At 68.5% G+C, this 22,739-nt stretch carries 22 protein-coding genes; 4 read left to right on the top strand and 18 right to left on the bottom strand.

All coding sequences use genetic code 11. The features are described from left to right. Position 1: 1 nt before the first annotated feature. The 9 genes from K0817_RS03855 to K0817_RS03815 form a co-directional block, all read right to left on the bottom strand. Positions 2 to 988 carry an ABC transporter substrate-binding protein gene (locus K0817_RS03855; RefSeq protein ID WP_219980051.1) on the bottom strand — a complete coding sequence of 329 codons (987 nt, stop codon included), beginning with the start codon at positions 986 to 988 and terminating at the stop codon, positions 2 to 4. A gap of 186 nt (positions 989 to 1,174) precedes the next feature. Further along, complete coding sequence (locus tag K0817_RS03850; RefSeq protein ID WP_219980050.1) at positions 1,175 to 2,110, bottom strand: TIM barrel protein; 936 nt, start codon at positions 2,108 to 2,110, stop codon at positions 1,175 to 1,177. Continuing rightward, positions 2,110 to 2,880, bottom strand: a complete 771-nt coding sequence (locus K0817_RS03845) for an SDR family NAD(P)-dependent oxidoreductase (RefSeq protein ID WP_219980049.1) — start codon at positions 2,878 to 2,880, stop codon at positions 2,110 to 2,112. Before K0817_RS03845 ends, K0817_RS03850 begins: the two co-directional genes overlap by 1 nt. Before the next feature lie 75 nt (positions 2,881 to 2,955). Continuing rightward, on the bottom strand, positions 2,956 to 3,942 hold the full coding sequence (locus K0817_RS03840; RefSeq protein ID WP_219980048.1) for a sugar ABC transporter substrate-binding protein: 987 nt from the start codon (positions 3,940 to 3,942) through the stop codon (positions 2,956 to 2,958). Positions 3,943 to 4,012: 70 nt separating this feature from the next. After that, on the bottom strand, positions 4,013 to 5,008 hold the full coding sequence (locus K0817_RS03835; RefSeq protein WP_253735159.1) for an ABC transporter permease: 996 nt from the start codon (positions 5,006 to 5,008) through the stop codon (positions 4,013 to 4,015). After that, positions 4,992 to 6,521, bottom strand: a complete 1,530-nt coding sequence (locus tag K0817_RS03830) for a sugar ABC transporter ATP-binding protein (protein WP_219980046.1) — start codon at positions 6,519 to 6,521, stop codon at positions 4,992 to 4,994. The genes K0817_RS03835 and K0817_RS03830 overlap by 17 nt, the downstream gene beginning before the upstream one ends. Further along, positions 6,518 to 7,585, bottom strand: a complete 1,068-nt coding sequence (locus K0817_RS03825) for a zinc-binding dehydrogenase (RefSeq protein WP_219980045.1) — start codon at positions 7,583 to 7,585, stop codon at positions 6,518 to 6,520. The genes K0817_RS03830 and K0817_RS03825 overlap by 4 nt, the downstream gene beginning before the upstream one ends. A 25-nt stretch (positions 7,586 to 7,610) precedes the next feature. Next, complete coding sequence (locus tag K0817_RS03820; protein ID WP_219980044.1) at positions 7,611 to 8,576, bottom strand: transketolase family protein; 966 nt, start codon at positions 8,574 to 8,576, stop codon at positions 7,611 to 7,613. Further along, a complete protein-coding gene (locus tag K0817_RS03815; RefSeq protein WP_219980043.1) occupies positions 8,576 to 9,451 on the bottom strand; it encodes a transketolase in 876 nt (291 codons plus the stop codon). Before K0817_RS03815 ends, K0817_RS03820 begins: the two co-directional genes overlap by 1 nt. 206 nt (positions 9,452 to 9,657) lie before the next feature. Between K0817_RS03815 and K0817_RS03810 the strand changes: the two genes are divergently transcribed. Together K0817_RS03810 and K0817_RS03805 are read left to right on the top strand one after the other, a co-directional pair. After that, entirely contained in the window at positions 9,658 to 11,148 is a 1,491-nt protein-coding gene (locus tag K0817_RS03810; protein WP_219980042.1) for an aldehyde dehydrogenase family protein, read from the top strand. 86 nt (positions 11,149 to 11,234) lie between these two features. Further along, the gene (locus K0817_RS03805) at positions 11,235 to 11,780 is read left to right on the top strand and encodes a MarR family winged helix-turn-helix transcriptional regulator (RefSeq protein ID WP_219980041.1); all 546 of its coding nucleotides are present in this window, start codon (positions 11,235 to 11,237) and stop codon (positions 11,778 to 11,780) included. An 18-nt stretch (positions 11,781 to 11,798) separates the two neighbouring features. Here the strand turns inward: K0817_RS03805 and K0817_RS03800 are convergent, their stop codons facing one another. The 9 genes from K0817_RS03800 to K0817_RS03760 all read right to left on the bottom strand — a co-directional run bounded on the left by K0817_RS03800 (position 11,799) and on the right by K0817_RS03760 (position 20,640). Further along, complete coding sequence (locus tag K0817_RS03800) at positions 11,799 to 12,641, bottom strand: SDR family NAD(P)-dependent oxidoreductase (protein ID WP_219980040.1); 843 nt, start codon at positions 12,639 to 12,641, stop codon at positions 11,799 to 11,801. An 87-nt stretch (positions 12,642 to 12,728) separates the two neighbouring features. Further along, complete coding sequence (locus K0817_RS03795) at positions 12,729 to 13,766, bottom strand: hypothetical protein (RefSeq protein ID WP_219980039.1); 1,038 nt, start codon at positions 13,764 to 13,766, stop codon at positions 12,729 to 12,731. Further along, positions 13,763 to 14,317 carry a UGSC family (seleno)protein gene (locus K0817_RS03790; protein ID WP_219980038.1) on the bottom strand — a complete coding sequence of 185 codons (555 nt, stop codon included), beginning with the start codon at positions 14,315 to 14,317 and terminating at the stop codon, positions 13,763 to 13,765. The genes K0817_RS03795 and K0817_RS03790 overlap by 4 nt, the downstream gene beginning before the upstream one ends. An 88-nt stretch (positions 14,318 to 14,405) precedes the next feature. Then, a complete protein-coding gene (locus K0817_RS03785) occupies positions 14,406 to 15,227 on the bottom strand; it encodes an IclR family transcriptional regulator (RefSeq protein WP_219980037.1) in 822 nt (273 codons plus the stop codon). A gap of 177 nt (positions 15,228 to 15,404) precedes the next feature. Continuing rightward, on the bottom strand, positions 15,405 to 16,994 hold the full coding sequence (locus tag K0817_RS03780) for an ABC transporter substrate-binding protein (protein WP_219980036.1): 1,590 nt from the start codon (positions 16,992 to 16,994) through the stop codon (positions 15,405 to 15,407). Positions 16,995 to 17,050: 56 nt separating this feature from the next. Then, a complete protein-coding gene (locus K0817_RS03775; RefSeq protein WP_219980035.1) occupies positions 17,051 to 17,827 on the bottom strand; it encodes an ABC transporter ATP-binding protein in 777 nt (258 codons plus the stop codon). After that, complete coding sequence (locus K0817_RS03770; protein ID WP_219980034.1) at positions 17,817 to 18,713, bottom strand: ABC transporter ATP-binding protein; 897 nt, start codon at positions 18,711 to 18,713, stop codon at positions 17,817 to 17,819. Before K0817_RS03770 ends, K0817_RS03775 begins: the two co-directional genes overlap by 11 nt. Further along, entirely contained in the window at positions 18,710 to 19,660 is a 951-nt protein-coding gene (locus tag K0817_RS03765) for an ABC transporter permease (protein WP_219980033.1), read from the bottom strand. The genes K0817_RS03770 and K0817_RS03765 overlap by 4 nt, the downstream gene beginning before the upstream one ends. Then, positions 19,657 to 20,640: an ABC transporter permease gene (locus K0817_RS03760; protein ID WP_219980032.1), complete on the bottom strand. Its 984-nt coding sequence runs from the start codon at positions 20,638 to 20,640 to the stop codon at positions 19,657 to 19,659. The genes K0817_RS03765 and K0817_RS03760 overlap by 4 nt, the downstream gene beginning before the upstream one ends. A 284-nt stretch (positions 20,641 to 20,924) precedes the next feature. Between K0817_RS03760 and K0817_RS03755 the strand changes: the two genes are divergently transcribed. Both K0817_RS03755 and purU read left to right on the top strand, forming a co-directional pair. After that, a complete protein-coding gene (locus tag K0817_RS03755) occupies positions 20,925 to 21,779 on the top strand; it encodes a methylenetetrahydrofolate reductase (RefSeq protein ID WP_219980868.1) in 855 nt (284 codons plus the stop codon). A gap of 13 nt (positions 21,780 to 21,792) precedes the next feature. Next, the gene (gene purU / locus K0817_RS03750) at positions 21,793 to 22,668 is read left to right on the top strand and encodes a formyltetrahydrofolate deformylase (protein ID WP_219980031.1); all 876 of its coding nucleotides are present in this window, start codon (positions 21,793 to 21,795) and stop codon (positions 22,666 to 22,668) included. Positions 22,669 to 22,739 lie beyond the last annotated feature (71 nt).

The raw sequence follows: 22,739 nt of genomic DNA, 5'->3' as shown, positions 1-22,739 counted from the left end.
CCTACTGCTGCTGGATCAGACGGTCGTAGTCGGGCTCGGCGTCGATGTACGCGAACTCGATGGCGAGGGCGCCCAGCTCTTCGATGCCGGCATCGGCCAGATCCCACGTGAACTCCGGCAGCGTGATGCCGGCGGCGGCCTCTTCGGGGATCTCGAGGTTGGTCGCGATCGCCGCGCGAACGGCCTCCTCGTTGCCGGACGCCCACTCGAGCGCCTCAGCCATCGCCTCGGAGTACGCCGCGACCAGCTCCGGGTCCTCGTCGAGAAGCGCCTGGGTCGTGATGCTGGTCAGCACCGTGAGCCCCGGGATCGTGGCCTGGTAGGGCGCGACGACCTCGACGCCGCCGGCGCCGACGATCATGGCCCGGAACGGGTCGGGTGCCCACGCGGCGTCCATCGTGCCGGCTTCGAGTTGGGCGGGGACGTCGGGGAAGGCGACCTCGACGAACTCGATCGTCGACGGGTCGCCGCCGTCGTCTTCCACGGCCTTGCGGATGGTGAGGTCACCGGCGGCGCCGATCGTGTTGACCGCCACCGTCTTGCCGGCGAGGTCGGCAGGGCGGGCGATGCCCGAGTCGCCGAGTGCGACAACCGCGTTGACGTCGGTGCCCTCGGCGAGGCTGTTGGCGTAGTTCCCGACGATCACGACGCCGAGATCCTGCAGGTCGGCGCGGATGGGACCGAACGGCTGGCCGATGGCGAACTGGATGTCGCCGCTGATGAGCGCCGGGATCGCGTTCGCGCCGCCCTGGGCCGGCACGACCTCGATCTCGAGACCGTGGTCTTCGAAGATCCCCTCCTCCATGGCAGCCCACAGGGCTCCGGTCTCGGCGATGGGGAGCGCGGCGACTCGGACGTTGGTCAGCTCGCCCGTGTCGGTGCCGGGCTCAGCAGTGGATGTGTCGGTCGGTGCGCCGGAATCGGTGCACCCGGTCAGGGCGAGGGCGGCGGCTGCCACCAGGCCGATGACGGCAAGACTCTTCTTCATTGACGGGCCTCTCGGAGACGGTGCTCGGGTTCACCGGCCGCCGGGGTGCGTTCGACGTTCGTCGAGTCCTCACCACGGCGTGCCGGACTGAAGTCATCGTGCGCCCAGACCTCGTGATTGTCAAGTGTTTTGTGACGCCCGTCATGAAATCGTTGAACATGAGATGCACTGGTCGAAGAGCGGCACTCACGCGCCACTGCGCGCCAGACGCTGGGCACGGCGGCCGGCGGTGCTCTCGGCCCAGCCGCGCCTGATGACGTGGATGGCCTCGGATGCCAGAGCCAGACCGTCGTCGAAGGGATTGCGCCAGATCGCCAGCATGTCGGCCGCCGCATCCCCCACCAGAGGGCGCGAAAAGGCCTCGACGCCCCACCTGCCGGTGTAGCCGTCGTCGATCGCGGTCTGCACGACGCGCGGGATGTCCACGGCGCCCGCGCCGAGGTATCCCCGCCCCGACTGCCCGAGCTCGAGATACCCGAGCTTCGGCAGGGCGGCGCGGATCGCCGCCGACATGTCGGGCTCCTCGACGGCCATGTGAAAGGTGTCCAGGTGGACACGCAGGTTCTCCGAGCCGCTCCACGCCACGAACTCGAGTGCCTGCGCCGCGGTGTTGAGAGCCGACGTCTCATATCGATTGAGCACCTCGAAGGTCATCGTGATGCCTCGAGCGGCGGCCTCCTCGGCGACAGCGCCGACCTCCCGCGCGGCTCGTTCGAGGGCCGCGCGCGAGGTCGGGCCGCCCGGGGCACCGAACAGTCCGTACGGCACACCGTTGAGCTGGTCGGCACCGATCGCCGCGGCGAACTCCGCCGCGGCGCGGAGGGCGTCCGCTCCCGCCCGACGCTCTGCCTCGTCGTCGGACGAGACATCGGCGCCCGATTGCTGACCGGTCATCGCGATGGGGACGATGTCGGCCTCGTCGAAGACGCGCTTCAGGCCCGCGGCATCCGTCCCGTGCGGATCCATCGGCGGCAGCACGGCCCGCCGATAGCCCACGCCGCGCAGCTCGCGCAGCAGCGGCGCGAGCGCGGCGGGCGAGGCCTCGGCGATGGCGATGCTGACGTGGAACGCCACGTCGAGGTCTAGGTCGAGATCGAGGTTCACGCGCTCGTCCGCCGCCATCAGAAGACCGGAAGATCCAGACGCTGCTTGAACACCGAGTACCCGTCGTCGACGCTCACGACGGTGCCGTTGATGGCGTTCGCCTCGTCCGAGGCGAGGAAGGCCACGACGTCGGCGATCTCTTCGGGCCTCGTGAGCCTGTTGCGCAGCTGCTCGGCGGCGAACGTGGCCTTGAGCTCTTCGCTGAACTGGTTGATGATCGGCGTGCCGACTCGTCCGGGCGTGATCGCGACGGCGCGGACCCCGTACTGGGCGAGCTCGTAGGCGGCCGACCGGGTGAACGAGATCACCGCCGCCTTGGCGGCGCTGTAGGTGAACGACAGTTCCGCGGCCTGCTCGCCGTAGATCGAGGACGTGCTGATGATGACGCCCCCGGTCCCCTGTCTCTGGAACTGACGGCCGGCCGCGAGGATGCCGAAATACACCCCGTCCTGGTCGACGCGGATGATCGGCTCATAGTCCTCGGCCGGATCATGCTCGAGCAGAGGCCTTCCGCCTGCGATACCGGCGTTGTTGAAGATCACGTCGAGAGATCCGAACGCCTCGACGGTGCGGGCGACGGCGGCTTCCACCTCGGCGTACACCGAGACGTCGACCCCGACGGCGACCGCACTTCCCGGTTCGAGACCATCGACGACGCGCTGCGCCCGAGCCAGGTCGATGTCGGCGACAGCCACCCGAGCGCCCTCCTGGATGAACTTCTCCACCGTGGCCAGCCCGATTCCGCTGGCGCCACCCGTGATGAGTGCGACCTTTCCTGCCAAACGCATGTACTGCTCCCAAATGTGTCGATGATCGAGCGAGAACGGGGCGGTGGAGGCTCGACCCCCACCGCCCCGGGGGCGCTACCCGAGCTGGTCGGACGGCGTGATGTCGGCGGCGTTGTTCGCGTCGACGAGCGTCGTATCGACCGCCTCGAAGTTCTCGGTCGGCATCGTTCCGTCGCTCTGGTATGCCACCATGCGGTCGATGACCGAATCGAGGATCGACGGCCAGGGCTGCTCGATCGTCGCCAGGAATGCGCCGCCCGCCTCGATGCCGGCGATGGCCTCGCTCGTGGCGTCGACGCCCGTGACCAGTGCATCCTCGCCGGCCTCGGTGATGGCCTGCGCAGCGCCCAGGGCGGCGTCGTCCCAGCCCACCCACACGGCGTCGAGTCCTCCCGGGTTGGCCGAGAGATAGTCGGTCACCAGCGCCAGGGCCTCGGTTCGACCCGTGGCGGGCGAAGTCACCTTCTGGATCTCGCCGCCCGCGATGGTCGCCCCGGCCTCGATCAGCGCCTCCTCCGCCAGACCGGCTCGCATACGGATGCCGGGGTGGGGATCATGCCCGATGACCATCACGTTCTTGCCGTCCAGGCCGCCCAGTGCGTCATCGAGGGCGCCCACCGTCTGGTCGACGATGCCCTGCTGATCCGTGGTGATGTTGATGGCGAAGGCATCAGTGGCCTCGGTTGCGCTGTCCATGGCGAACATCGGGATGCCGGCATCCTTCGCGGCGGTCACGATCGAGCCGATGGACGCGACGTCGGTGTACCCGTTGAAGATGGCGTCGGCGCCCTGTCCGATCGCGCTCTCGACAGCCGGGTTCATCTTCTGGAAGTCGAAGTCGCCCTGGATCATCGTGAGGTCCCAGCCCAACTCGTCGGCCTGCTCCTGAACCGCCTTGACCCACCACGCGCCGACGGGCGTCTGGTTTCCCGAGGTGAAAGCGATGACCTTGAACGGCTCGTCCTCGCCGCCGATTCCCCCTCCTCCGCCTGACGAACAGCCCGTCAGCGCGAGCACCGCCACCGCCGCGGTCGCCAGTACCGCCTTGAATCTCGTACGCATTGATCCCACTCCCTTGTTGATTGCGTTTCTTCTTGGTGTCCGAGCGGTGCCGCCGCTCAGCTGTGGAGAGCTAACGCTCCCGGTGTTTGAACGAAGACAGGGTCACGGCCGCGATGATGATCAGTCCGGTGACGACCTGCTGCACGTAGGCGTTCACGCCGAGGATGTTCAGCCCGTTGCTCATCACGCCGATGATCGCCACGCCGACCATCGTTCCCACGAGATTCGCCGCGCCGGACCGGACGATCGTCATGCCCAGGAACACTGCGGCGACCGAGAAGAGCAGATTGTCCTCGCCCTGGACGGCGCTGGCGCTTCCCAGACGTGCGGCGAGGAGGATGCCGCCGATCGCCGCCACCAGGCCCGCGACGGCGAACGCCAGCAGCCGCGCGCGCCGCACGTTGATCCCCGACAGCCGCGCGACCTCGACGTTGCCGCCGGTGGCATACCACCGGCGTCCCAGCGTGGTGAATCGCAGGACGAACCACAGGATCACCGACAGGGCGACCGCGATGAACACCGGCAGCGGAATCTCCAGGAACCTGCCCTGTCCCAGGGCGTTGAACTCCGGCGGCAGGTTGAAGAGGGTCGTCCCGTCGGTGACGAGGAAGGCCAGACCTGTCACCGAGGTCAAGGTGGCCAGCGTGGCGACGAATGCCGACAGATTGAGATACGCCACCAGTGCGCCGTTGACCAGCCCGATGAGGAGCCCGACCGCCAGGGCGATCACGATGGCCGCGGCGACGGGGACTCCGCGCAGCATCAACGAGGCTGCGACCGCGCCCGCGAGCGCCGACGTCGCCGCGACGGAGAGGTCGAAGTCTCCGACCACCATGACGATGGTCTGTGCACCGGCGATGATCGCGAGGATCGCGACCTGGTAGAGGATGTTCCGCACGTTGGTGAACGTCAGGAACACGTCGGGGCGCATCGCGAAGAAGAACACGATCAGGGCGATGAGTGCCAGCACGGTGCCGCCCGAAAGCAGCGTCTGCCCCAGTGAGCGACGGGGGATGCTCAGCGTGCCGGTCGCGTCCTCGAGCCCGGGGTTACGCGTCGTTGTCATGGACATGTGCCTTTCCGTAGCAGTAGGCCAGCAGGACTTCCTCGTCCGCGTCCTCGGCCGCGACCTCGCCCGAGATCCGGCCCTCATGCATGATGAGGATGCGATCGCTCAGTCCGATCAGTTCGGGAAGCTCCGAGCTCACCGCGATCACGGTCGTGCCGCGCGCGACCAGTTCGCGGATGAGCCGGTAGATCTCGGCCTTGGTGCCCACGTCGATCCCTCGCGTGGGCTCATCCATCAGCAGCACTCGCGGATTGCGTGCCAGCATCTTGGCCAGCACGACCTTCTGTTGGTTGCCCCCCGACAACTCGCCGACGTACTGCCTCGTGCTGCGCGCCTTGATCTTCAAGTCGCGCATCCCCTTGTCGACGATGCCGGAGATCCGGGCGTTCGAGACGATGCCCGCGTTGCTCACCTCTGGGATGTTCGCCAGCGCGATGTTGTCGCGGATCGTCGCTCCGAGGATCACGCCCTGGCTGCGCCGCTCCTCGGGAACCAGGGCGATGCCGGCATCCAGTGCCCTTCCCACTCCCAGCGAGCGCGGAAGGACCGTCTCGCCGATCGTGATGGTGCCGGCCGCGTGCTTCTGGGTACCGGAGAGGATGCGCAGCAGCTCGCTGCGCCCGGATCCTGCGAGCCCGCCGATCCCGACGACCTCCCCCTTGCAGGCGGTGAACGACACGTCCTTCACGCGGCGGCCGTCCAGACTCTCGACGCTGAGCGCCACCTCCGTGGTCGCGGTCGTGCGATCGGGATACAGCTCGCCGGCCGAGCGGCCCACCATCATCGAGATGACCTCGTCGATATGCGAGTCGGCGACCGGCTTCGTCACGATCGTCTCGCCGTTGCGCATGATCGTGAGCCGGTCGCACAGTTCGAAGACCTCCTCGAGCCGGTGCGACACGTACACGATCGCGACGCCCTCGTCGCGGAGTCTGCGCAGGACGCTGAACAGCTCGGTGATCTCGGTGTCTGTGAGCGACGCGGTGGGCTCGTCGAGGATGAGGACCCGGGCATCGGTGGCAAGGGCGCGAGCGAAGGCGACCATGGTCTGCTGGACCGGGGAAAGATCGCCCGCCAGCCTCCCGAGGGGGATCCGCTGGTGGATCCGATCCAGCTGCGCCCGCGCCCGGCGCCGCAGCGCCGCCCACCGCACGATGCCCGCAGAGGACGGCGTCTGCTCGCCGAGCACGATGTTCTCCGCCACGCTGAGCGATGGGATGATCGACAGCTCCTGATAAAGCGCGACGACCCCGGCGCGGCGTGCGGCACGCACGTTGGCGTACTGGACCTCGTCTCCCGCGCGATGAAGCGTCCCGTGGTCCGGAGCGTAGATGCCGGTCAGCACCTTGATGAGCGTCGACTTGCCCGCGCCGTTCTCGCCGAGGAGGGCATGGATCTCGCCCGGAAGCACCGACAGATCGGCGCCGCTGAGCGCGTGGACGCCGTCGAACCGCTTGACGATGCCGCGCGCTTCGAGTGCGAAGCCCGTCGACGGCTGCAGGGACGTCATGCGTCGGCTCCGTCCTGGGTGTTGCTGCACCGGATGACGACCTTCGGATGCCGGCCGCTCACGTGTGCCTCGAACGCGGCGGGCGCGTCCTCGAGTTCGAAGACAGCGGCGGTGAGCTCGTCGAGCTCCAGGCGCGGGAGGATCTGCAGCGCACGGGGGAACGCGTACGGCGACACGAAGACACCGGTGAGCGTCAGCTCTTTGAGATAGAGGTAGTCCGAGAGGTTCAGCGGCAGCTCGAAGCGCTCCGGGTACATGGCGCCGTAGACGACGGTCGCGCCTTTCGCCGCGATGTCGAGCAGCCCCGCCACCGCCCGCGTCGATCCGGAGGCGTCGATCACCACGTCGAAACCGCGACCACCGGTGATCTCCGCGGCGCGGGCGAACTGATCTTCTCCGACCGGATCGATGACGTGCTCAGCGCCGTGCCGTGCTGCCATCTCGCGGCGTGCCGGTATCGGCTCGATCATCGTGAGCGACGTCGCTCCGTGCATCCGCATCACCTGCAGCGCGAGCTGGCCGATGGGCCCGCCGCCGCAGATGACGACCCGGTCGCCCACGCGCACGTTCGTCTTGTCAGCGATGCGTACGGCGACGGAGGTCGGTTCGAGGAGGCAGCCCTGCAGCAGCGACACCTCGTCGGGCAGCCGGTAGACCTGGGATTCGTGCCACGTCACCGTCTCGGCCATGCCGGGGCGGTTGTACTCCTGGATGTTCTCGCAGAACTGCTGCTTGCCCTCCTGGCAGGGGCGACACGTGCCGCAGAACCGGAGGAAGTTGCCGGCGACCCGGTCGCCGACCTGCAATCCGTTGCGGTGGGCGCGGTCTCCGAGCGCCTCGATGACGCCCGACAGCTCATGGCCGAGCCCGATGGGCACGTCGGTGCCGAAGAACCCCTCGGCCAGGTGCGGGTCGGATCCGCAGATCGCGGAGTACGCGACCCGGATGCGGACGTCCTCGGGGCCGAGCGGCTGCTCGGGAAAGTCCACCACGCCGATGCGGCCGCGCGTGGTCTCGTCAGGATCGCGCAGACTCCCGATCCTGGTGACGGCGACGGTTCTCATGTGATCCTCCAGCCGCGCCGGTCGCTCAGCCTTGGGCGGCGATCGCGCGGCGAACCGCGGCGATCGTCGCCTCGAGCCCGTAGCCGTGCTTGTCGCGCAGCTGCTCGTCCTCGCCGAAGCCGGCGTACACCTGCGGGATGCCGAGCCTTTCGAAAGCAGTGAGACGGATGCCGCGATCGGCGGCCACGTCGGCGATGCGAGTGGCCAGCCCGCCGTAGGCGAGATGGTCCTCCAGCACGACGAACCGCCCGCCGGTCTCGTCCGCGCAGCGCACGATGAGCTCTTCGTCGATGGGCTTCAGCGTGAACATGTCGACCACGCGCACCGCCCGTCCGTCCTCGGCGAGCACATCGGCGGCGTCGAGCGCCTGCGCGACCGTCGTGCCGTGCGTGAAGATCGTCACGTCCTCGCCCGGGCGCGCGATGATCCCCTTGCCGATGCGCACATCGTGCTCGCCGGGCTCGTAGAGGACCTTGTCCTTCTTGCCCACGGCGAGCCGGATGTAGATCGGCCCCGCCATGGTCATGGACTGCCGGATGATCTCTCCGACCATGAGCGGGTCGCCGATCGAGGTCACCGTCATGTTGGTGAGGGCGCACATGAGCGCGAGGTCTTCGACGGCGTAGTGCGTCGATCCCCCGTTGCCGACGAGCCCGCCATGCGTGCCGATGATCTTGACGGGCAGGTTGGGGTAGCACACGTCGGTGCGCACCTGCTCGAGGGCACGCATGCTCAGGAACGGCAGCATCCCCGACACCACCGGGATGTTCCCGTCGTACGCCAAGCCGGCGGCGATCCCGACGCACACCTGCTCGGCCAGGCCGACGTCGAGGAAGCGGTCGGGGAACCGGTCGCGGAACTCCACGAGCGTCGCGCCGATGTCGGGCGTGAGCACCCAGAGGTTTTCGTGCTCCTCGCCCAGCTCGGCGAGCGTGGTGCCGATGACCGAGCGAGCCGAGAGCATCTCTCCGAACGTGAACGTGACGGGCATCAGATGCTCTCCTTCTGATGGGATGCCTCGAGCGCGGCCATCGCGCGCTCCAGGTCTGCTGCGCCCAGCGAGCCGGCATGCCAGGCGAGGTTGTGCTCCATGAAGTCGACGCCCTTGCCCTTGACGGTCTCGCAGATCACGACGGTGGGCCGGTCGGTGTCGGTCTCGGGCAGTGCGTCGATCGCCGCGACCAGCTGCGACATGTCGTGGCCGTCGACCTCGACGACGTTCCATCCGAACGCGCGCCACTTGTCGGGGTACGGCTCGAACACCACCCGCTCTTCGGCGAAGCTCGTCATGAGCTGCCGGTTGCGGTCGACGAAGGCGACGAGGTTGCCGAGCTCGTTGCTGCGAGCCGCCATCGCGGCCTCCCACACCGAGCCCTCGCCGGTCTCGCCGTCACCCAGCAGGCAGACCACGCGGTGGTCGTCGCCGCGATGACGGGCGCCGAGCGCCATGCCGACAGCGAGCGGCAGACCATGCCCGAGCGAGCCGGTGGAGCATTCGACGCCCGGGAGCTGGACCTTGCAGGGATGCATGCCGTACGCGCTGTCGAGCTGTCCGTATGTCTCGACGATCCCCTCGTATGAGAAGAAGCCCCGGATGGCCATCGCGATGTACATGCACACCGCGGCGTGGCCCTTGCTCAGCACGAACCGGTCGCGTTGCGGATTCGCGATGTCGTCGGGGTCCACGCGCAGCCCGTACCCGAACAGCGCCGTGAAGATGTCGGCCGCCGACAAGTCGCCGCCGATGTGGACGGCCCCCTCGTAAGTGCCGCACAGGTGCAGGAGCTTGGCGCGCAACTCGAACGCGAGTTCTTCCAACTCCTCGACGCTGTGCCGCTCGCCGGTCTGCAGGGTCTGCGTACTCACCGCATGCCTCCTCATTGAATGACACGGATGCCTCGCCCGGCGCTTCAGCGCGACGGGTCCGACCAGTTCCCTCCGCCCGAAGCGAGAGGTTGCGAGTGAACGTAGCACGATGTGCTTTACATGTAAACCAGAATGCACGTAAACTTGTTGAAAGGTGAGCGCAAGGGGTGCGCTCATGGACTCGGCTCACAGAGAGGTGCAGAACGATGTCGAACACCGCCACAGAGGTACGAACGGGCTTGTTCATCGGGGGTGAAGAGCGATTCACACCCGGCGTGCTGCGAGTCGCCGATCCCGCCAAGAAGGGCGCCATCGTCGGCGAGGCTGCCGCTGCATCGGCGGAGGATGTCGCCGACGCGGTCGCCGCCGCCAAAGCGGCATACCCGGCCTGGGCAGGCCTCACTCCGCAGCAGCGCGCCGCGCACATGGCCGAGGCGATCGCGGGGATCGCCGACGACCGCGACGAGGATGCCGCGATCCTGTCGCAGGAGAACGGCAAGGTACGCATGGAGGCATGGGTCGACGCGCTGGTGTTCGAGATCCGGTGGAACCTCGCCCTCATGCTCGCCGACGAGGTCGACGCATCCAAGACGCTGCCCGTCGTGCCGGGCGCCATCCCGGTCTCGACTGAGGTATCATACCAGTCGCTCGGCGTCGTCACGATCATCGTGCCGTTCAACTGGCCGATCGCGATCCTGGCAGCATCCCTCCCCCACGCACTGCTCGCGGGCAACACCGTCATCGTGAAGGCGCCGCCCTCGGCGCCGCTGGCCACAGCCCGCCTCACGCAGCGCGTGGCCGAGAAGCTTCCCGCGGGAGTGCTGAACGTCATCACCGGCGAGGACCAGCAGATGGCCGGGCTCATCCAGAACCCCGACGTGGCGAAGGTGTGCTTCACCGGGTCGGTGAACGGCGGCAAACGGATGATGGAGATGGCGTCGAAGTCGCTCACGCGCGTCACGCTCGAGCTCGGCGGCAACGACGCGGCGGTCTTCCTCGAGGACGCCATCCTGGACGACGCTCATCTGGATCGCCTCTTCGCGGCGATCTACGACACCACCGGGCAGATCTGCATGAACGCCAAGCGCGTGTACGTGCACCGCTCGCGGCTCGACGAGCTCGTCGCCGGGCTTTCGGCTCGACTGGAGCGCACCGTGCTCGGGTACGGGCTCGACGAGGGCACCACCATGGGGCCGCTGCACTCACCCGTCCAGAAGGCCTTCGTGCAGGACCTCATCCAAGAGGCGAAGGATGCCGGAGCCGACGTCCGGGAGTTCGGCTCCCTGCCCGACGGCGACCTCGCCGGCGGCAACTTCGTGCGCCCCGCCATCGTGGTGGATCCCGACCCGCAGCTGCGTGTGGTGACGCAGGAGCAGTTCGGGCCCGTCATCCCCGTCATTCCCTTCGACACCGAGGACGAGGCCGTCCGCGCCGCCAACGACACGTGGGCGGGACTGTGCGGTTCGGTCTGGACGGCCTCGCCCGAGGCGGCCCAGCGGATCGGGTCGCAGCTGGCATGCGGCTACGTGTGGGTCAACGACCACGGCGCCACCCGCCTGGACCTGCGGGCCCCCTTCGGCGGCATGAAGCAGTCCGGTATGGGACGCGAGCAGGGGATCGAGGGCGTTCGCGCGTTCCAGGACACCCGCTCGATCGCGACCATCGACCCGCAGGCGCTCGCCGCGATGGCGCACTGACATCTGTCCACTCGCGGCGGGGTCCGGTCGAGCTTCTCGGCCGGACCTCGCCCTGTCTGAGACACTCGAACCACGAAGGAGGGGCTATGGCCAACGATGAGACGCCGATCGCCCGGGCCGTCGGCGATGACCTCGTCACGGAGCCGCTGGAGGAGATCATCGACCCCGAGAACTTCACCCCCCGGCTGCTCGCGCTGCTGTCGAATGCCCTGGTGTGGCGCGAATCCCACGAGCTGCGGCGACAGTTCCGCCTCGGCACCAACGACTGGCGGGTGATCTCGGCACTCGCGATCCGACCGGGAGCCTCGGCCACCGAGGTCTCGGAGTTCATCGGCGTCAACAAGGCGGTGGTGTCCAAGAGCGTCTACACGCTGACCGCTCGGGCGCTGATCACGCTGGTCGACGGTCCTCGCGGGTCGCGGCCCATGTACCTCACGGCGGCGGGCGCGCGCATGCACGACGCGATGCTGCCGATCTCGATGAGCGGTCAGGGCATCATCCTCGACGAACTGACGCCCGAGCAGACCACAGAGCTCAACGCCCTCCTGCGCCGCATGATCGAGCGCGTTCGTGAGGCGCAGGTGACGGAAGAGGCCTCCGAGACGCACTCCGTCGCCGAGCCGGCGCACTGAACCGGCGCCGGCCGCGATCTACTTCGCGCCGGCCTGGCCGAAGTTGCGCATCGCCATGCCGCCGCCGTCGACCGAGAGGATCTGGCCCGACACCCAGCGCGCCTGATCGGTCGAGAGGAACAGGGCGGCGGACGCGATGTCCCAGTTGTTGCCCTCGACGCCCATCGCGACGTTCTGCCGACGGATCTCGCGCTGCTCCTGCGTCATGCCCTTGGCCGCGAACGCCCCCCAGATCATTCCGACGCGTACGCAGTTGACCCTGATGCCGCGCGGAGCGAGCGTCGTGGCGGCACCGGTGGTCAGCTTCTCGAGCGCCGTCTTGGCGATGCTGTACGGCAGGCCCGGCCCCCGGCCCTCCGCGGCGCCGGACGAGATCAGCACGGCCGCGCCGCCCGAGGTCATGTGCTTCTGCGCGTGACGCAGCAGGTACCACGCCGATTTGAGGTTGACCTCCATCGCGAGATCCCACGCGTCGACCGACGTCTCGAAGATGTCCTCGACACCGCCGCCGCCGATAGAGTCGGCGACCACGTCGATGCGCCCGAAACGGTCGATCACCGCCGCGACCACGCGCGCGACATCCTCGTCGTCGATCATGTCGACGACGAAGACCTCGGCCTCTCCGCCGGCCTCGCGGATGCCGTCAACCGTGCGCTGGGCGGCGGCTTCGTCGCGATCGAGCACCGCGACGGCGGCTCCGTTGCGGTGATACAGCCACGCCATCGCGAACCCCACGCCGCCCTCGGGCCCGCTCAGTCCGCCGCCGGCGACGACTGCGACCTTGCCGGTCAGCCAGGGCGGCCCGGCCGTCGCCAGCGCGTCGGTGACGGGGAACTCCCATGTGGTCGGATCAGTGCTCATCGGATGGGCTCCTTCTTGCTCGGGTCCACTCTGGCCGACCGGACGAGGCATCCGTCCGCCCGATTTCGCCCCGCGGAAGGCGACCGGTCAGCGCACCGGGAACGCGCGGCCCGACCACTCGCCGAACACCCGGAACACCATCGACATCGCGGCGTTCGCAGATCCGGCGACGATGATCGGCAGGTTCGCAGGAGTCGAGTCGGCGAACACGGGATGGAAGTGGTCGGGAGGGAAAGGCCCCTCGGGCAGGCGGCTGAGGCCTTTGCCGACGGCGGCGAGCTCGCCCTCGGTCTTGCCGCAGTTCGCCACGAGCCAGTCGCGCACGTCCTGCTTGGACATCCCGGCCTCGGCGAAGATCCGCGCGTGATCGGGATTCATCACGATCCCCACCGAGGAATGCCGGAAGATCCACGACCCGGAGCGCTGGATCGTATCGGCGAAGTCCCGCAGCACCTCGACCGGATCGGTGAAGTGCCGGTTGTCGACGAACTCGCACGTGCGCACCAGCATCACGCTCACCGCGCTCTCGCCCGCCGCGAGACCACCGTCGACCGAGAACGGCTCCCATGGGCTGTTCTCCTCGTCCTCGGCGATACCCATCGTCCACCGACCAGGAAGACCCTGCGTCGCCTGCTCGAACCCATGGGGACGGATGCCGAATCCGTTGCGCACCGTCAGTCCGATCGCCCGCGGGATCGTGGCATTGGCGCGGAAACCCGGGCCCAGTACGCCGGCTGTCGCGTTGAAGCCCAGCTCGGACCGGACAGGCCCGTTGACGATCACCAGCGGCGCCGGTCCGCTCGTGCTCTGCCAGCCGCCCCCGCGCGCCGCGCGGTCGGCCGACAGGGCATCCCACGCGGCGAGGACCACAGGCAGATGCTCCGGCAGACATCCCGCCATGACGGCGTGCACCGCGACGTCGAGCACGGTGGCGGCACGATCGAGACCGGCGTGACGGGCGACGATCTCTTCGGGGTCGCGATCGGTGTGGGCGAGAAAGCGCTCGATGGATGCCTCGGTCGCCGGAAGGATCGGCAGCCCGTCCGACCAGTCGCGGCTGTACAGGTACTCAGCGACCGCCTCGGCGACCTCCGGGTCGAGGAGCGCGTGCGGCGGTGCGCTCACGCGACAGCCCCGCGGCGTAGCGTGACGCGCTGCACCGCCGCGTCGAGGAGCTCCTCGGCGCGGACTTCGATCTCGGGCCGCGAGAGGTTGGCAACCGGGTGCGCGGTGAGCACGAAGGGGTACTCAGGATCGCCCTTGATGTCGGCCATCGCCCGCGAGGTGGCCTCGAACGCGTCGGTGCAGATCACCGCAGTCGGCACGCCGGCGGCCTCGAGCGCGATGCCGTCGGCCACGGCGGCCGCACTGCACGACCCGCAGTCTCCCACCCCGATCACGACGACGTCGCAGCTCGTCCGCAGATCATCGACGAGCTCGTCGGTCAGCGGCAGCGCGAACTGCTTCTTGGTCCGCCGCACGAGCGATGCGGTGCCGTGCTGTTGGATCAGCCGTTCACCCAGCGCGTCGAGGATGACGGCGGCGTTGCGCTTGGTGTTCTCGAGCAGCCCGACACGCAGCCCCGCCAGGTCACGGGGTCGCGGCGCGCGCTGCGCGCGGGCGGCGCGACGATCGGGGGAACTGCTGATCGTGGGATCGATGATGGTCAGGGTCATCGCGACCTCCTGCGTCATGTGGTGGCACCACTCTGCGACGCCGTCGCGCCCGCGGTCGCCCCCTGCTTCCACGCGGCGGAAGCCCGGGTCAGGACTGCGCGACGTGGCGCCGGTGGAACTCCTGCGCGCCGGGCGACAGGGCGGCCGGGCGATCGAGCAGCGCGTGCGACGCGCGGGCGGCCGCACCACGGACGAGCCCGGCGTAGTCCTCGGGCTGATGCCGTCCGAGCAGGCACACGAGCCCGACCGCGGCGCAGACCACTCCATCCGGCCCGAACACGGGCGCGGCGACCGACCCCGCCCTCGTCGTGAGCAGTCCACGCGTGATGGCGTAGCGCTGCCGCCGGATGCCGTCGAGCACGACACGCAGACGGTCGGGCTCGACGATCGTCTGCGGCGTGTAGCGGCACAGCGGCCGGCTGAGGTAGTCCTCGACGACGTCGTCCGGCGCGAAGGCGAGGAGCGTCAGGCCGGTGCCGCCGACGTGCATGGGCAGCCGGCCGCCGATGCGATTCTCGCCGGTGTAGTTCGCGTGGGGCCGGAGCGCCTCGAGATAGATCAGCTCGTGCCCGTCGCGCACCGCGAGGTGCACGGTCATGTTCGTGCGGCGGTGCAGGTCGGTCAGGAACGGCAGAGTCTTCTCGCGCAGCCGCAGGCCCTCGGTCGACGACGAGGCGAGCTCGAGGATCTTGGGCCCGAGCCGGTACCGTCCGCGCTCGTCGACCTCCAGACCCTCCCACGCGAGCACTTCGTGAACGAGGCGGTGCGTGGTCGAGAGCGACAAGCCCGCCTGGCGGCTGATCTCCGACAGCGTCAACCGGCCGTCGCCCTTCGCGAAGGCTCCCAGCAGCGCCAGCACGCGGCCGGCCGCAGTGAGCTTGTGCTCGCCGTCCGCTGTCGGCATCGACATCCTGGCTCCTCCCGTCGCCCGCGCGGGTCCGCGGCACGCAACCCCGCGACGCCGTGCCCCGAGGCTAGAACGGCTCGCCGGCCGGGATCCACCGATCTTTCACAGGCCGGAAGGACGGATGCCGGCCGTCACGGTGGACCCCCACCACCAGTGCGCGGCCGGCATCCGGACTCCCCCCTACTTGAGGGTCATCGTCGTCCACGGCACCGTGTTGGTGGTGGCAACGGCGTCGAGCTGACCCTCCCATCGCTTGCTGCTGACGGTCGGGAACGACCCGTAGTACCAGCTGAGGGGCGCGTAGAACATCAGCTCGCTCGCCCGCTGCTGCAGGTCCTTCAGATGCTCGCCGCGCTGCGCGCGGTCGGTGGTGCCCAGCGCTCCGTCGGCGGCCGCCTGGATCTCTTCGTCGCAGATCTGAGACGGGTTGGATGCCGCGGCCCGGTTGGGGTTGCACGCGTACCAGCGCACGATTCCCGTGCTCGGGTCGGCGCCCACCGTCGAGCGCAGGAAGGAGAGATCGAACTCGCTGGTGGTGTACACCTTCTCGGTGAAGACGCTCGCCGACGTACCGACGAGGTTGAGGCCGATACCCACCTCCTCGAGCTGCGACTTGGCCATCTCAGCCGTCGCGGCGACCTCCGACAGCTCGGAGATATAGCGCACGTCGAGCGTGAAGCGCAGCCCGTCGCTGCCGCGCGGGAACCCGGCCTCGTCGAGGGCTTCGTTGATCGCGTCGGTGTCGCGCGGGAAGTCCCGCTCGAAGTCGACGTCGGTGTTGAGCGCCCACTCCAGCGACGGCGGGAAGAAGCCGGTCGTCGGCTCGCCGAGTCCGGAGAGGGCCACATCGGTGATCGCCTCGCGGTCGAGCGCCGCGAAGACGGCGGCACGCACTGCCGGGTCGGTGAGCTCCGGGCTCAGCCCGTTCATCATCACGGTGATCGCCTGCGCGAAGAAGCCCTCGGTCATCAGATCGAGGTCGGAGTCCTCCTCGACGCGCTTCTGCTGCGACGGATCCAGCTCCGCGCGATCCACCTCGCCGGCGAACAGGGCCGATGCGCGACTGTTCGGGTCGGTCATCACCGGATACACGGCGCGATCGACCTGGACCTCACCGTCCCAGTACTCGGGGTTCTTCAGCAGCACCACCTGCTGGCCCGACTCATACGAGTCGAACATCATGGGGCCGGTGCCGATCGGCTCCATGTTGGCCTCATTGGTGACGTAGTCGGTGCCCTCGTAGATGTGCTTCGGGATCATGAACTGCTGCGCCAGCGTCTCGAGCACCGGTCCGAACACCTCGGTGAAGGTCACGACTGCCGTGGTCTCGTCCACCACCTCGACCCCCGCGATGCGCGCGGCGAGTGCCGCCCCGAACGTCTGCAGCTCGACGATCTCTTCGAGGTTGAACTTGACGTCCTCGGCGGTGAACGGCTCGCCGTCGTGCCATGTGACCCCGTCGCGCAGGTGCAGCGTCAACTCGAGGCCGTCGTCCGAGAGCTCCCACTCCTCCGCGAGACCGGGGCTGAGCTCGCCGGCGTCGTCGATGCGGATGAGCGTGTCGAAGATCTGCGCGCTGAACATCGACGCCGCAGCGCCGCTGACCAGCTGGGCGTTGAGGCCCATCGGATCGTCGCCGATCGCCTGTACGTAGACCTTCTCCTCGCCGGCTGCGTCGGCGTTGCCGCCGGTGCATCCCGACATGACCAGTGCCGCCGCGGCGAGCGCCCCGACGATCCCGATCGTCCTCCTTGCGTACCTGTTCTTCACGGTCGTCCGCCTCTCTGCGTCTGTCGTTGTTCGGGTGGGGTGCCGCGCGCCCGGGTTCAGGTGAGAACCGGTGCGGCGGCGAGCAGCTCACGGGTGTACGGATGCTGCGGCGCGGCGAAGATCGCCGCTTTGGTGTTGTGCTCGACGATCTCGCCGGACTTCATGACGTAGACCTCGTCGGCGACCTTGCGAACGACGGGAAGGTCGTGGGTGATGAAGACGTAGCCGACGCCGAGCCGGTCCTGCAGGTCGCGCATGACCTTGAGCACGCCCGCCTTCACCGAGGCGTCCAGGGCAGACACCGCCTCGTCGGCGACGATGATGCGAGGGTTGAGCGCGATCGCCCGCGCGATGAGCACCCGCTGGCGCTGCCCGCCCGAGAGTTCGTGGGGGTAGCGATCGAAGAAGCGCCCCGGTGGTGTCATGCCGACCTGTTCGAGGACCTCGGCGACGCGGTCGCGCACCGCCGCCCGGCCCCGCGCGATGCCGTGCAGACGAATGACTTCGCCCACGGCCTCGTCGACGCGCTTGCGTGGATTGAGCGAGCCTGCCGGATCCTGCAGCACCGCCTGCACCTGTCGGCGATAGGCAAAAGCCTCGCGGCGATCCATGCCGGCGACGGGCGCGCCGTCGAGCTCCACGGCTCCGCTCGTCGGCGCAAGGAGATTCAGCAGCAGCCGGCCCAGCGTGCTCTTGCCGCTGCCGCTCTCGCCCACGATCGCGATGAACCGTCCGGGCTCGGCCCGGAGCGTGGCATCCTTCACCGCCACCGTCTCGCCGCCCCCTCGGCGGGCACGGAAGACCTTCGACACGTTCTTCGCCTCAAGAAGCATGGGCCACCTCCGCGGTGAGCTCGCGCCGCAGCGCGGGTGGAATGGAGTACAGCTCGACGCCGTCGTCGGTCAGGCTGCGGACACTGCGCAGCAGAGCCTGCGTGTAGGGATGCTGCGGCTCGTGCAGCACCCGGGAGGTGGGACCGTCCTCGACGACGCAGCCGTCGTACATGACGTAGATGCGGTCGGTCATGCCGGCGACCACGGCGAGGTCGTGCGAGATGAGCACGAGCGACGCACCGGCCTCCGACACGGCCAGGTCGAGCGTGTCGAGCACCCGCTTCTGCACCGTGGCATCCAGAGCGGTGGTGGGCTCGTCGGCGATGATCAGGTCGGGGCGCTTCGCGAGCGCGATCGCGATGAGCACGCGCTGGCGCATGCCGCCACTGAGTTCGTGGGGGAACCGGGCGGCGACGTCCTCGACGCGGTCCAGTCCTGCGGCGGCGAGCAGCTGGTGCACGTCGCTCGCGATGTCGGCCCGCTCGTCGTCGTCGCGAGCCCGCACGGCCTCGGCGACCTGCCGGCCGATCTTCATCGTCGGGTTGAGGAACGTGAGCGGGTCCTGGAACACCATGCCCACGGTGCGCCGGCGCACTTCGTCCCACGCGCTGCGCGGGGCGCCGACCATCTCGCTGCCGCGCACGCGGATCGAGCCGCTCACCTTCACGCGGGGCGACGTGGGCAGCAGGCCAGCGATGGCGCGTCCGGTCACCGATTTGCCAGAGCCGGACTCGCCGACGATCCCGACCCGCTCGCCGTCTCGGACGACGAGGTCCACGCGGGTCACGGCCTCGACCTCGCTGCGCGGCCCGGTCGGCAGCCGCACGTGGAGCCCGGTCACCTCGAGCAGCGCGTTGGGCTGCGGCGTGGGAACGGTCGCACTCATTTGACTCTCCCCGCCGTCGGGTTGAAGGAATCGTTCATGCCGTCGCCGAGCATGTTCACCGCCAGAACGGTCAGGAAGATGAGGACTCCCGGGAAGACCGCGAGCCACCAGGCCGACTGCATATAGGACTGCGCGGAGTTCAGCAGCGCGCCCCAGCTCGGGCGATTCGTGTCGCCGATGCCGAGGTAGGCCAGGCCCGACTCGATGAGGATCGCGCGACCGACCGTCATGCTCGTGGCCACCAGCACGGGAGGCATGGCGTTGGGGATGACGTCGGACCAGATGATCCTCGCGCCGCTGAAACCGGCGGCCCTGGCCGATTCGACGTAGCCGAGCTGCGAGATGCGCATCGCCTCGGCGCGCACGATGCGCCCGACGCCCGGCCACATCGTGATGGCCAGGATCGACACGATGATGAGCATGTTCGAGCCGAGCAGCGCGGCCGCCACCAGCGCGAGCACCAGCCCCGGCAGCACCTGGAAGAACTCGGCGATCTTCACCAGGCCGGTGTCGATCGCGCCGCCGTAGTAGCCCGCGAGCCCGCCGACCAGCAACCCGAAGGTCATGCAGAGGAAGGCGACGCTGAAGCCCACCAGCAGCGACACCTGGCCGCCGTAGACGACACGGGCGAGGTAGTCGCGACCCAGCTGGTCTGTCCCCAGCGGATACTCCAGGCTCGGCGGCGCGAGCACGGGGTTCGCCGTCGAGACCGGGTCGCCGACGAAGAACGGGCCGATGAACGACACGAGTGCGATGACGACGAGCAGCGGCCCGAAGAAGAGGGTCGAGGGTTTGCGGAAGAAGACCCGCCACGGCGAAGCCTGGCTGCGGCGGCCCGCAACGACGATGGGCTCGGTGGCAGGGATGTCGATGCGCGCCTCGAGGTCGGGCAGTTCGACGCTGTCGCGGTCGACGCTGTCGCGGTCGATGCTGTTCTGCGTCGTCATGCGGGCGCTCCTGCCTTGCGGGTGAACCTCGCTCGCAAGCGCGGATCGACGAGTCCGTACACGATGTCGGTGAGGAAGTTGACGATGATGATGGTCACGGTCAGCACGATCGCCACGCCCAGCACGACCATGTTGTTCTGCGAGTTGATGGCGTCGACGAACAGCAGTCCCATGCCCGGCCAGCCGAAGACGCTCTCGACCAGCGTCGAGCCGGCGAAGATGAAGCCGAGGCTGTAGCCCGCGACGGTGACCATGGGCAGCAGGGCGTTGGGGAGCGCATGCCCCCAGAGCACTCGACGGGGATTCAGCCCTTTCGAGCGCGCGGTGTCGATGAAGTCCTGCCCGAGCGACTCGATCATCGACGAGCGCATGATGCGCGTCTTGTAGGCGAGCTCGCTCGTGGCCATCGTGATCACCGGCAGCACCAGGTAGGGCAGCGCGATGCCCGATTCTCCGTAGGGCGCCTTCCCCTGTGTCGGGAACCATCCCAGCCACAGCGAGAAGACCATGATGAGGAGCATCCCGAACCAGAAGCTCGGTACCGAGAAGAGCCCGACCGCGATGCCCGAGATGCCGGCATCGAGCCAGCGGCGGCGCGTGCGCGCCGCGATCGAGCCGAGGATGATGCCGCCGACGGTGGAGAGGATGAACGCCGGCACCGCGAGCGCGAGCGTGTTGCCGGCGCGACTGAGGATGAGATCGAGCACGGGTTCGTTGTTCGTCCCGAACGAGTACCCCAGGTTTCCGGTGAGCACGTTCGCGATGTACGCGAAGTACCGCTGCCACGCCGGCAGATCCAGTCCGTACGCCGCCGTGATCTGCGCGCGGAACTCGGGCGAGATCGGCACATCACCCACGAGAGATTGCACCGGGTCACCCGGCGCGAGCTCGAGCAGGAAGAACAGCACGGTGATCACGACGAGGAAGAGGATGACCGACGACAGCAGAAGCCGGACGAGGTGAAGGAGGTAGGACTTCACAGGCGATCTCCGCTCTCGACGTCGTCGTCACGGTGACCTCTGCTGCGACGTCACCGCCGCGTTCCGGGGGGATCCCGGCCCGCGTCGAGCAACCATCCCCACCCCGCACGCACCGCTCAAGCGGCGCTTCCACGCTGTGGAAGCCCGGCGGCCGCGCCGGTTCCTCTGATCGGAATTCCCTCTTGTCATTACCTATGTCCATAGGTAATGTGCCTCATGGAGGCGCAGAGCAGCACTCCCCTGTCAGCCGGAAGGATCCGCACGTGGCGCACATCGCACCCGCTATGAACAAGGCCGCAGCCGTCGACCTCGTCGAGGGCTTCTCGCTCGAGATGACGGGCAAGGACGTCCCGGGTCTCCAGGAAGCGGCATCCGTCATCCCGCAGGGAACGAAGATCAACGTGACGTTCCTGGGCAACGAGGACCTCGATATGCGGGTCGCGGCGTCCAAGGCGGTGCGGGACCTCGGCTTCGTGCCGGTGCCGCACATCTCGGCCCGCCGTCTGGCGTCGCAGGATCAGCTGGAGGAGTTCCTGGGCCGGCTGCAGGAGGTCGGCGCGACCGAGCGCGTGTTCGCCGTGGGCGGCGACCCGGCAGAGCCGGAGGGTCCCTACCCTGACTCGCTCAGCCTGATCCAGACCGGACTGCTGCAGAAGTACGGCGTGAAGGAGGTGTCGATCGCCGGGTACCCCGAAGGTCACCCCGACATCGCCGAGGACGTGCTGTGGCGTCACCTGGACGAGAAGGCACTCTCGCTCGCGCAGCAGGGGCTGGACTCGGTGATCCTCACGCAGTTCGCGTTCGACACCGACCCGGTGACGGCGTGGATCAAAGAGGTCCGCGCCCGCGGTATCGACACCCAGATCCGTGTCGGAACCCCCGGCCCTGCCGGCATCAAGCGGCTGATCAGCTTCGCCCGCCGGTTCGGCGTGGGCGCCAACGCGATGATCGTGAAGAAGTACGGGTTCTCACTGACGAACCTGATGGGCACCGCCGGGCCGGACCGGTTCGTGTCCGACCTGTCCGAACTGCTCGCGCAGGACGCGGCGTCGGGCCCGGTGAAACTGCACTTCTACACCTTCGGTGGGCTGCTCGCGACGTCCCAGTGGGCCCGCGACTACCTCTCCGCGCAGTCCTGAGGCAGCCGTACCCATGTCGCCGCACACCGAAGCGCTCCGCGACCAGGCCTGCCTGATCGTCCACGGCCCCGACCAGCCCGGTCTGGTCGCTGCTGTCACCGCGCTGATCGCCCGCAACACCGGCAACATCGTCACCCTCGACCAGTACTCCGACAACCCCGTGGGCGGCGCGTTCTTCCAGCGGGTCGTGTTCCACCGCCCCGACCTGGCCGCGGCGATCCCCGAGATCGAGGCCGACCTCGAAAAGACCCTCACCCCCTACGGGATGCAGTGGGCGCTGACCGACCAGTCCATCCCCAAGCGCATGGCCGTGCTCGCCTCCACCAGCGACCACTGCCTGCTGGAACTGCTGTGGCGACACCGCCGCGGTGAGCTGCCGGTCACGATCCCGATGGTCATCAGCAACCACACCAACACCGCCGAGGACGTCCGATCGTTCGGCATCCCGTTCTTCCACGTCCACTCCCAAGGACCAGACAAATCGGAAGCGGAAGCGAAGATCCTGGAACTGCTGAAGGGCAACGTCGACTTCGTCGTCCTCGCCCGCTACATGCAGATCATCTCCGAGGACTTCCTCGACGCCGTCGGGGTACCGGTGATCAACATCCACCACTCCTTCCTGCCCGCCTTCATCGGCGCCGCGCCCTACCGCAAGGCCAAGGAACGAGGCGTGAAGCTCATCGGCGCCACCAGCCACTACGTCACCAAAGACCTCGACGAAGGCCCCATCATCGAGCAGGACGTCGCCCGCGTGAACCACTCCATGACCGCCGCCGACCTGCAAGCCCGCGGCGCCTACGTCGAACGCGCCGTCCTGTCCCGCGCCGTCCAATGGCACGCCGAAGACCGCGTCATCCAGCACGGCAACCACACCATCGTCTTCAGCTGATCACCCACCACACCGAAAACCAGACCCAGGACGCCTCGCCGAGGCATCCGCTCACAGAACAGAGAGGTTCG

The sequence above is a fragment of the Microbacterium sp. HD4P20 genome, from assembly GCF_019449275.2.
Classification (GTDB): domain Bacteria; phylum Actinomycetota; class Actinomycetes; order Actinomycetales; family Microbacteriaceae; genus Microbacterium.
This window is presented reverse-complemented; position numbering and strand designations above follow the sequence as displayed.